At 43.2% G+C, this 14,280-nt stretch carries 13 protein-coding genes; all 13 read left to right on the forward strand.

Annotation, left to right across the window (positions count from 1 at the left end):
- Window positions 1-41: 41 nt before the first annotated feature.
- The 13 genes from A8140_RS20790 (at window position 42) to yqfB (ending at window position 14,244) form a co-directional block, all read left to right on the forward strand.
- Entirely contained in the window at window positions 42-1,397 is a 1,356-nt protein-coding gene (locus A8140_RS20790; protein ID WP_005529723.1) for an EAL domain-containing protein, read from the forward strand.
- A gap of 385 nt (window positions 1,398-1,782) precedes the next feature.
- Complete coding sequence (locus A8140_RS20795; RefSeq protein WP_038863097.1) at window positions 1,783-3,183, forward strand: undecaprenyl-phosphate glucose phosphotransferase; 1,401 nt, start codon at window positions 1,783-1,785, stop codon at window positions 3,181-3,183.
- 10 nt (window positions 3,184-3,193) lie between these two features.
- Entirely contained in the window at window positions 3,194-4,399 is a 1,206-nt protein-coding gene (locus A8140_RS20800; RefSeq protein ID WP_231692813.1) for an outer membrane beta-barrel protein, read from the forward strand.
- 12 nt (window positions 4,400-4,411) lie between these two features.
- Window positions 4,412-4,945: a polysaccharide biosynthesis/export family protein gene (locus A8140_RS20805; RefSeq protein WP_005432020.1), complete on the forward strand. Its 534-nt coding sequence runs from the start codon at window positions 4,412-4,414 to the stop codon at window positions 4,943-4,945.
- A complete protein-coding gene (locus A8140_RS20810; protein ID WP_005529718.1) occupies window positions 4,945-7,143 on the forward strand; it encodes a GumC family protein in 2,199 nt (732 codons plus the stop codon). The genes A8140_RS20805 and A8140_RS20810 overlap by 1 nt, the downstream gene beginning before the upstream one ends.
- Window positions 7,121-7,936: a putative capsular polysaccharide synthesis family protein gene (locus A8140_RS20815; RefSeq protein ID WP_005529716.1), complete on the forward strand. Its 816-nt coding sequence runs from the start codon at window positions 7,121-7,123 to the stop codon at window positions 7,934-7,936. The genes A8140_RS20810 and A8140_RS20815 overlap by 23 nt, the downstream gene beginning before the upstream one ends.
- Entirely contained in the window at window positions 7,933-8,985 is a 1,053-nt protein-coding gene (locus A8140_RS20820) for a glycosyltransferase (RefSeq protein WP_005529714.1), read from the forward strand. Before A8140_RS20815 ends, A8140_RS20820 begins: the two co-directional genes overlap by 4 nt.
- Window positions 8,951-10,210, forward strand: a complete 1,260-nt coding sequence (locus tag A8140_RS20825) for an O-antigen ligase family protein (RefSeq protein ID WP_005529711.1) — start codon at window positions 8,951-8,953, stop codon at window positions 10,208-10,210. Before A8140_RS20820 ends, A8140_RS20825 begins: the two co-directional genes overlap by 35 nt.
- A gap of 45 nt (window positions 10,211-10,255) precedes the next feature.
- Window positions 10,256-11,086, forward strand: a complete 831-nt coding sequence (locus tag A8140_RS20830) for a putative capsular polysaccharide synthesis family protein (RefSeq protein ID WP_005529709.1) — start codon at window positions 10,256-10,258, stop codon at window positions 11,084-11,086.
- Window positions 11,086-12,117 (forward strand): glycosyltransferase, encoded by a 1,032-nt coding sequence (locus A8140_RS20835; protein ID WP_005529707.1) that lies wholly within the window; start codon window positions 11,086-11,088, stop codon window positions 12,115-12,117. The genes A8140_RS20830 and A8140_RS20835 overlap by 1 nt, the downstream gene beginning before the upstream one ends.
- 8 nt (window positions 12,118-12,125) lie before the next feature.
- Window positions 12,126-13,433, forward strand: a complete 1,308-nt coding sequence (locus A8140_RS20840) for a lipopolysaccharide biosynthesis protein (protein WP_005529705.1) — start codon at window positions 12,126-12,128, stop codon at window positions 13,431-13,433.
- Between the two features lie 2 nt (window positions 13,434-13,435).
- Window positions 13,436-13,825, forward strand: coding sequence for a VanZ family protein (locus A8140_RS20845; RefSeq protein ID WP_005529703.1), 390 nt, complete (start codon window positions 13,436-13,438; stop codon window positions 13,823-13,825).
- A gap of 98 nt (window positions 13,826-13,923) precedes the next feature.
- Entirely contained in the window at window positions 13,924-14,244 is a 321-nt protein-coding gene (gene yqfB, locus A8140_RS20850; protein ID WP_005529701.1) for a N(4)-acetylcytidine aminohydrolase, read from the forward strand.
- Window positions 14,245-14,280: the final 36 nt, after the last annotated feature.

Consider the following 14,280-nt stretch of genomic DNA (forward strand, 5'->3'; position numbering starts at 1 on the left):
ATCGAGAGGTAAGAAACTCTCTTGAAGTAGGCAAATCACTCATGGACAAACTGGTTAAAAATGCAGATGTCGCGAGTCAGAGAGCTCTGCCTTATGCCAAAATTGAGTGCGAACAAGCATTGCCCTACATTAGGGATTTAGTTGTCACGATCCCTGATGTACAAATGATTGCCTTAGCGAAAGGGAACCACGTATTTTGTGGTTCTTTGGTCGGAAAACGTGACTATATCGTCCCGAGTTATCACTTCTCTGGTGATGAGTTGGTCTTAGTATCGAGCCTACCTGATAAGCCAAATACTCCTGCCCTTATATTTAAGAATGAAGCAGGCGATACTGGCGTCGGAGTATCCGTCAATAGTTACTACCTCACAAATATCCTGTCTCTCACCTTAAAGGACCTAGATACCTACCTTAACGTGGGCGAAAAATGGATCAACAAGGCTGGACAAATTTCTGACCAACCTCTTCCTGTCACAATTCAGGTAGAGTCAAAGGATTATCCGTATCGATTGCAAGTCTCACTGTTTCATGACGACTATATGAACTACCTTCTGTCTCATAAGCGTTCAACAATTTTTATCATTATTTTGTTTGCTCTCTCGATGAGCTGGCTCATATTCGTCGCAACAGGCCAAACGCCATCAATGGAAGACAAATTGCGCCAGGCTCTCGCAAATAATGAGTTCGTTCCCTACGTTCAACCTTACGTTGATAAAACTAACAAATTTGTAGGCTTTGAAGTGTTGGTTCGTTGGCTAAGCCCTAAAGAAGGGTTGATAAGACCAGACCTCTTTATACCACTAGCAGAAGACTCAGGGCTCATTATCCCAATGACGAAGTCGCTTATGCATCAAGTCTCTAATGAGCTTGCAGCATGCTCACGGTCTTTACCGCCAGACTTTTCCGTCGCTTTTAATATCTCAGCGAAACATTGCGTAAACAGTGAGCTTTTAGAAGATAGTTTAGAGTTTTTATCATCTTTCCCAGAGAAAAAGGTACAGCTGTGCTTGGAGCTTACTGAGCGAGAACTTGTCAGAGACACAGACGAAGCACGGGCTCTGTTTCACTCATTAAGTGAACATGACGTTAGCCTAGCTATAGATGACTTTGGCACCGGCCATTCGAGTTTGAGCTACTTACGCCAGTTCCGCTTCGACATACTCAAGATAGACCAGAGCTTCGTTCAAATGATCGGTAATGATTCAGTCTCAGCACATATCGTCGAAAACCTCCTCGACCTAGCCTCTCGTTTAGGTATGAAGACAATCGCAGAAGGCGTAGAAACCGCTGAACAAGCTGAGTATTTACGGAGTCATAATATCGATTGCCTTCAAGGGTACTACTTCGCGAAACCAATGCCCTTGAAAGATCTGATACAACAGCTTGAGCAAAACTAATCCATTCTCTAATGCGAGTGAATCTTTACAGGAGCGCCCCCTATCCGGGGAAACTCCTGTAAAGGGTGACACATTTGCATGAATTCTGACTTCGATCTACGTCAATCATAATATTTACTCCCCTCCAGCCTCTTAGCACTTTCCTTAGCAACTTATGAGCAGAGTATTAGTTTCTTACTAAACAGCGAATATTAGCCAAAGGTCTAAATTTCATTCTTATTTCCACTTACCCAAACAGAGCAACTTTTTAAACTTGTTTCGGAAATATAAGGGCTCACGCCCCATCCATTTCACACATATGCCTTAACAATACAAAGCGTTAATGACACGGATATTGAGATATGACACTCAATGGCGGTAGCGTGTCCAAAGGGAAATTTCAGTTATGAAACACAAAGGACTTATTCGTTCGCATGAGGTGGAGTTTGCTTTTCTATACCGCCTAATTGATCTTGTTGTCATTGTGTCATTGATGTTGCTACTCGTAATGAATGACGTAAACACTTCTATTGAGAAAGACTATGCGATTTTATCATTCGTCGGTAGCATCTCATTCCTAATCATGGCTGAAAGTGGCAAGTTGTATCGCTCTTGGCGTACCAGCTCTTTTAAAGAACAGATCTCTATCACATGTATATCTTGGTTAGTTACCTGCACATTCCTTTTCATGGTTTTGTATTTCTCTCAAGTCCATCAGATATTTGACAAAAACATTTTAGCAATGTGGTTGTTATTAACTCCCGGCTTACTGCTTTCTTGGCGAAGCATTTTCAGAGTCGGTCTGGCCTACATGCGAAAGCTAGGCTACAACACACGAACTGCAATTATTATTGGCCAGACACCACATGGGCTGACTTTAGCAAACGAGCTAGAAAGCCACACTGAACATGGTGTGTTATTTGACGGCTTTTACGACGAACGTTCTCAAGACCGTTTGCCCGAGTCTGACTATCCAATTAAAGGCAATGTAAGACTCGCATTAGAAAGAGCGAAGCGTGGCGAAGTCGATTACGTGTACATCGCTATGCCGATGCATGCTAACGAAAGAATCGCTTTGTTTCTTAATCAATTCTCAGACACGACAGCGAACACTTATCTGATACCGGATTTCTTTACTTATAACCTGCTGCATTCACGTTGGGATCAAATAGGTCAGGTTCAAACATTGAGTGTATTTGACACACCCTTTGCTGGTATTTCCTCTTGGATAAAACGCTTAGAAGACATCGTATTATCGAGCATTATTTTACTTCTGATTTCACCTGTACTTCTAGCTATTTCCCTCGGAATCAAACTGACCACCAAAGGTCCAGTGATTTTTAAGCAGTATCGTTACGGCTTAGATGGCAGAAAAATCGAAGTGTGGAAATTCCGTTCAATGACGACCATGGAACAAGGTAATGACGTAAAACAAGCCACAAAGAATGACCCTCGCATTACACCATTTGGTGGGTTTCTGCGTCGCACTTCCCTTGATGAACTGCCTCAATTTATCAATGTACTTCAAGGCACCATGTCTATCGTTGGCCCTCGCCCTCACGCCGTGTCACATAACGAAGAATATCGCCATATCGTCGACCGCTACATGCTTCGTCACAAAGTAAAACCAGGCATCACGGGGTGGGCACAAATCAATGGTTATCGAGGTGAAACTGACACGCTCGACAAGATGGAAAAACGCGTTGAGTTCGACTTGGATTACATCCACCACTGGTCAGTTTGGATGGACATCAAGATTATCTTGTTAACCATTTTTAAGGGATTTACAGGTTCAAATGCGTACTGAGTCCATCACAATGAAAGTTATCCCAATAACCGTCGCAATTGCTATGAGCTCAGCGAGTGTTCTGGCTGAGCCTATGGCGTATAAAACCGATTCTGGGATTGAATTCATCCCCACCTTAGGCGTGTTCTACGAAGGAAATGACAACATCAACAAAGCCGATCGAGGAGAGAACATTGAATCGGTCAACATTTGGGGGATAGAGCCTGCCCTGTTGGCTAAAATTGAACGTAATCAATACCGAGCAAATGTGCTTTATAAATTAAGTGCTGGATTCTCTTCGGATGACCAAAATGATTACGACGACCATGCTTTTCAATTTACCAACTTTTTCGAATTCAATCACCGTAATCGACTGGTTATCGACTATCAGTTCCGAGCTCAACATGAAGAGAAAGGTGAAGACTTCACCGAAGGCCAAGGTAGCTTGCTCAACAGCCCTGTTGAGTTTCATCGCAATGACTTGAGAACAAACTATGTGTTCGGTTCTGAAGGCTCAAAAGGTAGGTTGGAGTTTGGTATTGGATACATTGACAAGACATACCAAAACTATCGTGATGGAATGCCAGACAAGCCTGATGCAAAAACCAAATACAACGACTTTCGTGCACCAAACGCCCACATAGAGTTTTATCTTCGAGCGACGCCTAGAACATACTGGTTAGTTGGTACTCAACAAATGAGCACGAATTACCTTTCAGACAACCCTTCAGTGCCATCAAAAGACAGTTACTCCGGCTTCTATTACACCGGCGCACAGTGGGAAGTCACAGGGAAAACCAAAGGTATCGCCCGCTTGGGTTATCAAGTCAAAGACTTCGATAGCCATCAACGTGAAACCTTCAATGGACTCAGTTGGGACATAGGCTTGGAGTGGCAACCTCAAGAGCAATCGCTCATCACACTCAAGACCACCCAAGCAGCCGTCAGTCCCGATCAAGATGGTGATTACGATTTACAAACTCGCTACCTCATCGATCTTAAACACGACTGGAATAGCTACTTAGCAACCCGCTTAGGGGCCCTATATCAACAAGATGACTACACGGGTATTACACGTAATGAAGACCGATACGCGCTATCTGCAGGTATTGATTACCAAATAAGGCGTTGGGTCTTATTGCAAGCGGATTGGCGCTATCAGGATAAAGATTCTAATTGGCAAGGCTACAGCTTCGAGCAAAACATCTGGTCTCTTAGTGCTCGATTCTCTTTGTAATAAGGAATGTGAATGAACTTACTAGCAACGTTATTTAGCTTAGTACTTGTGCTTCTTAGCACACCTTCTTTTGCCAGTGCCAATGAGCAAGATTACTTACTCGATACTGGTGATACCATCTCGGTTCAAGTCTACGGTGAGGAAGATCTTTCCATAAAGAACATCCTGATCACTTCAGACGGCTATTTTGATTACCCTTACTTAGGGCGAATTAAAGCCATCAATAAGACCCCAAAACAGCTCAAGTATGAGATTGAAACAGGACTGAAAGGTGACTACCTAATCAATCCTAAAGTAATGGTGGCAATCAATAGCTTCCGCCTTTTCTACGTAAATGGTGAAGTCCGAAAGCCTGGTGGATTCGAATACCAGCCGGGATTGACGATTGAAAAAGCCATCGCGCTAGCAGGAGGCTTAACGGATCGAGCGTCCCGCAAGAGCATTAATCTTACTCAACACGCAACAGGTAATACGGTTGAAAGCGTCAGTATGCAACGCTCTGTAGAACCTGGCGACATTGTATTTATCGATCAGAGCTTCTTCTAATGACAGGCAATTCAATGAACGGAACTCATTCTACTCAAGCCCCTACGAATCAAGTCCCACTGATTCGTTTTGGGCATCATTTTAGAACCCTTAAGAAGAACTGGCTGAGTATCTTAGCATTCACCATCACCTTCTCACTTACGTGTACTTGGTATATCTACTCGAAAAAATCAGTCTACCAAGCCACTGCCACCCTTCTCATCCAAGAAGAGCAAAAAAGTGCACTTTCGATTGAGGAAGTTTACGGTGTCGACACTACGAAAAAAGAGTACTTTCAAACTCAAATCGCGATTCTTAAGTCAAACCATATCGCAGATAAAGTGATCACCAAATTGAATCTGGTTAACCATCCAGAGTTCACTAGCTCAAGCGGTATTAAGCAAAAAATCGATGAAATTAAAGCGATTCCTTTCGTTCAAGATTTATTGCATGTCGCACCGAATCCAAAAGAAACCTCACAACATCCCAAGCCGTATTATCAAGCACTTCAAACATTCAAGAGAAATCTGGATATTGAACCGGTCCGTAATACACAGTTGGTAAAAATTCGTTTTCGCTCTACCGATCCACAACTGGCAACCACCATAGCGAACGCAGTAGGCCAAGCGTATATCGATGCTAACTTTGAAGCGAAATTGGTTGTGACACAAAATGCAGCAACATGGCTCACCAATAACTCGCAAAAACTAGAAGATCGCTTAAGAACATCAGAACAAGCACTACAAGATTTCTTAATGCAAGAAGGTTTAATCGATATCAATGGTATCGATGACATCTATGCCAATGAGCTTGAAGAACTAAACCGTAAACTCAACGCCGCTGTAAACAACCGCATTGAAGCACAAACATTAATTCAACTGCTCAAGCGTAAATCGACACAAAATATCGACAGCTTGCTATCGATTGATGAGTTTGCAAACCAAGCTCAAATTCGTGATTTAAAGATGTCGGAAGCCCAAGCCGCTAAAAATGTCTCTGAGCTGTCTCAACGCTACGGCCCTAAACATGATCGTATGATTCAAGCCAAAGCGCAGTTGGCTTCCATACAAGAACGAACTGAACAATTGATTCGAGAAATTTCGTTAAGTAAACAGCAGGACTTACTCGCAGCAAAAGCGCAAGAAGACATGCTTCGTGCTGAACTGAATAACAAAAAATCTGATTTCCAAATGCTAGGATCGCAAAAGGCGCGATACGAACAACTTAAGCGTGAAGTTGAATCGAACAAGGATCTCTACGAAGCGTTCTTGAATCGCGAAAAAGAAACCAATGCCACCAGCGATTATAAGAATGTCACCGCTCGATTTACTGACCCTGCGATCGTGCCGCTGTTCCCAATCGCACCTCAGCGAATGAAACTCGTGCTGATAGCTACTTTCTTTGGCTTTGCTATCGCTTGTGCCCTTGTGATCATCCTTGAGACACTGCGCGAGGTCATTCGTACCTCTTCTGATGTTCAAGACAAGCTCGGAGTCACCTGCTTAGGTACGATTCCGAAGGTGAAAAAACGTGCTCTTCGCCAAAAAGGCGTTACCTACTCAGCTTATTTGGATCAAGACGAAAAGCTGTTCAGCGAAGCGTGCCGCTCCGTCCGAACCTCGTTATTGCTGAGACTAACGAACTCTAAGCAGAAAATCTTGCCATTTACTTCTGCCATTCCTGAGGAAGGAAAGACATCAACCAGTATTAATATGGCTGTCTCGTTCTCAACCATGGAAAAGGTACTGCTGATTGACTGCGACCTGCGAAGACCCTCATTAGCAAAACGCTTCAACCTTCCAGAATTAAGCCCAGGTTTAACCAACATACTAACGATGGATACGCCTTTGAGTGAATGCATCATCAAAAATGAAGAGGCGAACTTAGATGTGTTGCCTGCCGGTATTATTCCACCAAATCCACAGGAGCTATTGGCATCTGAACGTTTTGAAAAACTCCTTGAGTACCTAAAGAGTAAGTATGACCGAATCATCATTGACACCCCACCTCTGCTTTCGGTAAGTGATGCTCTTATTCTTGGTCAAAAAGCCAATGGGTTGATTACTGTTATTCGCTCCGAGTCAACTAAAGCTTCACTGGTTAACGTAGCGTTATCCAAACAAATTCAACATTCAATACCATCTCTTGGTGCGCTTATCACTCAGGCAAAATCTAATAAGGAAGGAGAAACACTTTATGTCCAAAAGTACGCCTACTAATCAAAGCATGCAATGGTATCAGTTGCTAAAGAGCCAAGAGCGCCCCGTCCTCATCTACCAAATGGGGAAAGTAGGATCGAGTGCATTGGAAAAATCCATTCCAAATTCGATTCACTTACATGACCTGATGTCGATACAAGCGAGTAAACAGATTTCACCCGTTCGTGCTCAACTGCACAAACCCGTTACGAATCAGATAAAACGTTTACTCAAACGAACCATCATGTACCATATGCTTAAACGTAAGCAACAGGTTCGTATTATCTCTTTGGTGCGCGAGCCCGTTGGTAGAAACATCTCTATGTTCTTTCAATCACTGCCATTTTGGATGGCGGATAAGTATCTAAAAGACGACAGCGCGGTACGTTCAGAGCGCCCTCAATTGCTCCATGAAGCATTTGAAGAACATGTGAACCATCAATACCCATTAGAGTGGTTTGATAATGAAATCAAAGCACTGACAGGCATTGATGTTTTTGCTCAGCCCTTTGATCAAGCAGTGGGTCACCAAACATACCAAAACCACAACTTTTCACTCATGGTTATTCGTATCGACAAACTCGACCAATCACAACAAGCCATTAGTGAATTTCTACAACAAGAGGTGGCTGTTGTTCACGACAACCAAGCCGACAATAAGTGGTATTCCCCTCTGATCAAAGAGTTTAAACATTCATACCAGCCAAAGCCTGAGTTTGTCGAGGAGATGCTGTCATCAAAACTGACCAAGCATTTCTTTGCTGAGCCTGAAATCGAACAGTTCAAACAAAAGTATCTATCGACTGAGTCATGAAGAAGAAAATACTGCATATTATCAATGACCTATCAAAGAACGGTGGCGCACAGAAGTTTCTCGTCGACTTGGTGATGGAACACTCACCGGAGTATGAAATCAAAGTCCTCGTACTTTGCGATGACAACGATTATTTGGCACAGCTCACCTCTCATGGCATCGAGTGCTTTAATTGGCAGGCCCTGACGATTAAAGAGAAATGGTCTTTACTACGCTGGCCAGATCTCGTGCATGGGCACTTGTACCCATCTATCTATCTGGCATTGCTTGCCATTGGTAAAAAGCGCATTCAAACCGAGCACTGTTCATACAACCGCCGTCGTGACTACCCGTTATTTAAATTTATGGAATACCTACTTTATCGTGGGCACGATCTGACGGTTAGCATCAGTGAAAAAGTCCAAGAAGAACTGGTAAAATTCATGCCTCGTTTTGAGCATAAATATCGTGTTGTCCATAATGGCGTCGACCTCGCTCGCTTCCCTCTTGTGGCTAAGTCTGGAAGCCTCTTAAGGGGGAAATCAGCCATCAATATCGGAATGGTCGGGCGACTTCATGAACATAAAGATCATGAGACGCTAATCCACTCGATTGCCCTTCTTCCTACCAATTATCATCTCCACTTAGCTGGAGACGGAGCGAAACGCGGTGAACTCGAATCTCTCACTCAGAGCCTCAATATTGCCGATCGTGTTCATTTCCACGGTGTGGTATCCGATATCCCCGCTTTTTTGTCTGGCATGGACGTGTATGTTCAATCATCCCATGTTGAAGGTTTTGGCCTTGCGGCTGTAGAAGCGATGGCGGCAGGCTTACCTGTGCTGTCCTCAGATGTGCCGGGGTTAGATGAAGTGATGGGCAGCCATGAATATTTGTTCACGGTCGGTGAATCAGAGCAACTAGCAGACAAAATATCTCGACTATGCAATGCCGTTGACCTCTACGATAGCGCCAGTGAATACGCAGTGAATCGTGCCAAGTTATACACCATCGATAAATTCCGAGACGGGTACTATGGACTCTACCAACAGCTCTGCACCAGCAAGTAACCTTGTACCGCTGTTTGCAGCGATTACTCTCGCGCTATTTTTTGTTCCAATAAAGATAGGACTTGGTGGTATTGCTCTCGCACCGTCAGATATCGCAAGCTTACTGTCACTAGGATTTGTCGCCTTGATTATTCTTGAAGGAAAAACCCACAAGCTGTTCCACCCTTGTATTGGTTTCTTGCTGCTGTTTACTAGCTATGTGTTCATCAATGGCATGCTGAATCGTGTTCAGCTCGTACCGTTAGTGACTGAAACCGTCCAGTGGGTAGCAATACTCGGTTTACTCGGCCTGCTGTATGCCTATGGAGCCTTCGACGATGAACGCGTGATGGTTTATCTTACTTATTGTTTGCTGGTGATATGTAGTCTTGTCGCCGCCTGGCACTTTGCGCAAGGGTATCAAAGTGGATTCAAGCTACTCGGCGTGAGCAAATACGCGTTTGGTGTGCTCTGTTCCCTACTCTACCTCTACCGTGATCGCATTCGTGCATTTCCTGTCTTGATGCTATTTGCGTTCGTACTTCTTCTTTTATCCCAAGAAAGAAAGGCATTGCTTGGCTTTTGTTTGTTGGTCTTTATCGATACTTTGTTTCTCAGGCGCCTTATACAACAAACACTCAGCGAAACTTACACATGGACAGTGCTGCTTGTTGGTGGGTTGATCGTATTAGCAACCATCTCTGCGACTCTTTATTTTGGATTTGATCAGTTCGCAGACAAGCTTGAAATCACCCAAGAAGACATCCTGTTTGCTAATCAAAGTGAAGCGCGTTGGGTCTCCAATTTACACCGTAAATTGCTGTTAGCAAATGGTCTCGATATCTTGCTTGAGCATCCAGTTTTGGGTGTTGGCGCTAAGATGTTACCCAACTATATGATCAACTATTTCAATTATGATGAGTTAGCCATCTATACCCATAACTTCATACTCGATACCTCGATCGAATATGGATTACTTGGTATTGCTTTGTTGTTTGGCGGCTACTTTCTATTTATAAAATTTTGCTTCAATACATTGATAGACAATAAAAAAAGCCTCTTACTCTCCATTTATGCACTAATCATGGTGTTTTTCGTCGCGGTGAATACCACCATCATTTTAATACTTTTACTACCCGTCATGATCAGTAAAAAACGGCATCATAGTCGTCAGACAGAACATCAAAAACAAGCTGATCATAACCATCAATCTGAGTTACCGATTCCGCCAATAACTGACAATTAATAACGCTGCGGAATAACGACATTAAAGTTATCAAGGATAGGATAAATGAAATATTCAATCTCTCGACAATTTGAAAAAAACCGAGAACTTCAAGCAGACAATTTTGTTTTGGTGTATCAAATGGGCAAAGTGGGCTCGTCATCTATTGAGCACACTCTTGGCGAAAGAAAGATCCCGAGCTACCACATCCATACCTTTGATGATCATGAAGAGTTCCACATGTATCACAACAAAAAGGACGTGAGCAAATTTTTTGATTTTAAGAGCCGCAACATGTATCGCCTAGTGCTCAATAAGCGTAAGCGCATTCTTCAAAAGCGTGAACATATTAAGATCGTCACACTAGTCCGAGACCCTATCGCGACCGTGTTTTCTCGTTTCTTCCAAGACTTACACCTTCAATTTATTGAAGGGAAGAAAAATGATGCTATTCATCGTGATATGGATGTGACCTACAAACATCTAGAGCACTGCTTCGATAACTATATAAACCTGAATTACTTCGCTAACTGGTTCGATAATGAACTTAAGCGTAACTTTGGCATCGATGTTCTTAGGCAAGAAGTTGATAATACTCAGCCTTTCTATACGTTCAATAACGAACGAGCCAGCGTTATCCTAATTAAATGCGAACAACTTAGTTCACTCGATCAAGAGATTGGTGAGTTTCTTCAGCTTGATGACTTCGTTCTTAAAAACAGTAATGAAGCAAAGAACAAGTGGTATTCCAACATCCATCAGTACTTTAAAGAACACTACGACTTCTCGAAGCTTTTCTACATGTACGACCTGCCCCTCTATCGCCATGTTTACTCAGAACAGGAACGCGAGGCATTTAAAGACAAGTGGAAACAAACAGCAGGGACGAACTCGTGATGAAAAAAGTACTACATATTACTGAAGCCTTCGGTGGAGGCGTTCAAACAGCACTTTACAGCTATGTCCATTCATCACGTTCAGAGCCTTATGAACATTCACTGCTCGCACGCGCGCGACCGAACGACATGACCAATGAATCGAGCAACCATGTTTTTAGCCATGCAAAATGGGCTGAGGGCAATCTGCTGCAATTTATGAAAGACGCCAACGCATTTATCGCTGAGCTCAAACCAGATATTGTTCATTTACACTCAAGTAAAGCGGGCTTTTTAGGTCGCTTTTTAAAGCTCGGTGGAGCACGTTTAGTTTATACGCCTCATTGTTACGCTTTTGAGCGGGAAGACATTTCCGGTTTTGCTAAACAGGTTTACAAAACATTAGAAAAAGTGGCAATCAGCAGGATTGATGTGGTGGCAGGTTGCAGCCAACGCGAGTGTGATTTAGCCATCAGCATCGGCGCTAAACGTGCTGATTTACTAAACAATTACGTGACATATGACAGTGAAGAGCGTCCACAAAGCTCACAACAAACCACGCTAAAACTTGTGGTACTTGGCCGCGTGACGCCACAAAAGGATCCTCAGTTTTTACTGGATACATTGAATCATATTGACCCTTCACAGCTGGCGCGGAAATTTAACATTACTTGGATTGGCGGTGGTGAGGCAGAGCTTGAAAATAAGCTTCGCACACAGGGGATTACGGTAACCGGAATGATTCCTCGCGATGACGTCGTGAATCTACTCAAAGACGCGGATTTGTATCTTCACACAGCCGCCTGGGAAGGCATGCCTCTCACTATTTTGGAAGCCGCAAAGTTACACTTACCTATGGTTATTCGCTCTATCGGTGCCACGAAGGATCTTAACTATCCTTTCTTAGCGGCAACTCCAGAAGAAATGGCCAAACAGATAAGCCATTGTATCAATCACTACCACGACATCGACTTCCATCGATACACAATTGGGCTCAATGATGCATTTAGTGAAGAAAAACAACGTCTAGCACTCAACAGCATTTATAGCTAGAGGGTTCCATGCTTCAATCCATCAACCAAAAAATCCAAAACCTACCAAGTGAAAAGAAGCAATTCTTCTCACTTGGCGCTGCTACAGGGATCGTTAAAGCACTTGCTGCATTCTTCGCTTTTTTGTTGACGCTTGTGGTCTCAAGGTATTCTGATGCAGCGACAGCTGGACAATTCTTTTATCTGTTCAACCTTGCCTCCCTTATCGCGGTTATTGCACAGCTTGGTTTCAATATCTCACTGGTGAAGTTCAATGCCATTGCATTTAAAAACCAAGACAGAACGGAGCAAAGTAACAACTATCGCATCGCCTTAGTTCGTAGCCTCTTGTTTAGCATTGCAGCCTGTGCTCTAATTTATCTCGCATTTATCTCTTTTCCACAACAACTCAATACCACTCAAGTGACCACCTTCTCGCTTGCCGTTTCTCTTGCGGCTATTCCTCTCCTTGTTATCGGTCAAACCAACAGTCGAGTACTACAAGCCAGCAGGAAAGTCATTGCTTCTCTTGTCGCTCTGCAACTCGGTGTTAGCTTTCTGATGGTGGTCTTGATTGTTGCAGCCAAGCAAACATTGCCGATAACGACCGATACTTTGATGGCACTTCTATTAATAGCAGCAGCGCTTATTGCGTTATTGTCGACGCATCAGTGGGTTCGTTCAGGTCAATACCAGCATGGGAAAACTGCGGTAAACCGTGAACTTAGCTATTCAGCGAAACAAGTCTGGATTGGAAGTATCTTCACCAATTTAGTCCAATGGGGAAGCTTAGTGATCGCAGGCTTTTTTATTTCTACCTCTGAGCTTGGGCTTCTTGCTGCTGCACAGCGTACCTCTTTGCTGATCGGTTTTGTCCTCATCACAATTAACTTTGTCGTTGCCCCAATGTTTGCCTCTCTCTATAAAGAAGGAAAAATGGATCGCCTGCGAAACCTCAGCCGCCTTGCCTGCAGAGCCAACATCGCTGCTGCGATTATCCCCGTGATTATTTGCGTACTGTTCCCAGAATTTGTTATGCAGTTATTTGGCAAAGAGTTTATTGCTGCCGCACCACTGCTTATTACTTTGTCATTAGGGCAACTGATTAATGTTGCCACTGGTTCGGTTGGCTTTCTATTGCTGATGAGTGGTCATGAGAAAACAATGAAATACATCACTATTGTCTCCGGTGTCATTTCTATTGCGCTGCTGATAGTGCTCTCTCAGTCACACGGTGTGCTTGGTGCGGCTTGGGCGATCGCAGTTGGCCTAGCTATTCAAAACCTTGCAGCATTGTATTTTGTGAAACGTTACTTAGGCTTCTTTCCCGTGGGGTGAATATGACCAATACCATTGCTCGATACAGCTTTATCTTAGTACTTCTGCTTACTGTCTCTTTATCACTTTGGAAGAGTTCCGATATCGACCATAGTTTGTATCAAAGCATGGAGAACTATGTTGGCGGTTCGAGTACGTTACATTTCACCTTTAGTCTTTTAATCGGCTTTCTTGCTGTATTTAATTTTCCTAAATGGGTGAAAGCAACGAAAGCAGACATGTTTGGTATCCGCCTGTTGATTGTTTTGTTATGTATCGTTTCTCTTGAGGAGTTTAGCCAACTGTTTATCCCCTCTCGCTCTTTTAGCTTTGAAGATTTAAGTACAAATTGGATTGGTATTATCTCAGGCTATTTTTTTGCCAAGTTTATAAAAATCTTTTCTAATCAATAAGTTTATCGACAAACTCTGCACTCTAAATGACGTAAACGCGCCTGTTTCACACGGGCGTGATATACTCTTGCCCTATTCGATTAATATGAGCATCGGTTATGACTTCACATCCAACTAAAATCACCTTCTTTGAATTCCTAACACCACTTATCACCGCAGGTAAAAAGACGATCACGATTCGTGATGAATCAGAAAGCCACTACGTGCCAAACACCGAAGTGGAAGTGTTCACCCTAGAAACAGACCGCAAAGTATGTGACATCAAAATCCTATCAGTTGCACCACTGAAGTTTGATGACATCAACGAGTTCCACGCAGAACAAGAAGCGATTGAACTGCCAAAACTGAAAGAGCTTATCCGTGAGATCTACCCGAACATCGATGAGCTGTATGTCATTGAGTACGAGCTGATCAAGTAAGAACCATAATTTACTAGACGACTGGTCTAATCGCTT

The sequence above is a fragment of the Vibrio campbellii CAIM 519 = NBRC 15631 = ATCC 25920 genome (assembly GCF_002163755.1).
Lineage (GTDB): Bacteria > Pseudomonadota > Gammaproteobacteria > Enterobacterales > Vibrionaceae > Vibrio > Vibrio campbellii.

Bases quoted from the DNA above. Each gene is read 5' to 3' on its own strand.
- A8140_RS20820 (WP_005529714.1), top strand. From the start codon at position 7,933: ATGAAGAAGAAAATACTGCATATTATCAATGACCTATCAAAGAACGGT.
- A8140_RS20790 (WP_005529723.1), top strand. From the start codon at position 42: ATGGACAAACTGGTTAAAAATGCAGATGTCGCGAGTCAGAGAGCTCTG.
- A8140_RS20815 (WP_005529716.1), top strand. From the start codon at position 7,121: ATGTCCAAAAGTACGCCTACTAATCAAAGCATGCAATGGTATCAGTTG.
- yqfB (WP_005529701.1), top strand. From the start codon at position 13,924: ATGACTTCACATCCAACTAAAATCACCTTCTTTGAATTCCTAACACCA.
- A8140_RS20805 (WP_005432020.1), top strand. From the start codon at position 4,412: ATGAACTTACTAGCAACGTTATTTAGCTTAGTACTTGTGCTTCTTAGC.
- A8140_RS20835 (WP_005529707.1), top strand. From the start codon at position 11,086: ATGAAAAAAGTACTACATATTACTGAAGCCTTCGGTGGAGGCGTTCAA.
- A8140_RS20830 (WP_005529709.1), top strand. From the start codon at position 10,256: ATGAAATATTCAATCTCTCGACAATTTGAAAAAAACCGAGAACTTCAA.
- A8140_RS20845 (WP_005529703.1), top strand. From the start codon at position 13,436: ATGACCAATACCATTGCTCGATACAGCTTTATCTTAGTACTTCTGCTT.
- A8140_RS20800 (WP_231692813.1), top strand. From the start codon at position 3,194: ATGAAAGTTATCCCAATAACCGTCGCAATTGCTATGAGCTCAGCGAGT.
- A8140_RS20825 (WP_005529711.1), top strand. From the start codon at position 8,951: ATGGACTCTACCAACAGCTCTGCACCAGCAAGTAACCTTGTACCGCTG.
- A8140_RS20795 (WP_038863097.1), top strand. From the start codon at position 1,783: ATGAAACACAAAGGACTTATTCGTTCGCATGAGGTGGAGTTTGCTTTT.
- A8140_RS20810 (WP_005529718.1), top strand. From the start codon at position 4,945: ATGACAGGCAATTCAATGAACGGAACTCATTCTACTCAAGCCCCTACG.
- A8140_RS20840 (WP_005529705.1), top strand. From the start codon at position 12,126: ATGCTTCAATCCATCAACCAAAAAATCCAAAACCTACCAAGTGAAAAG.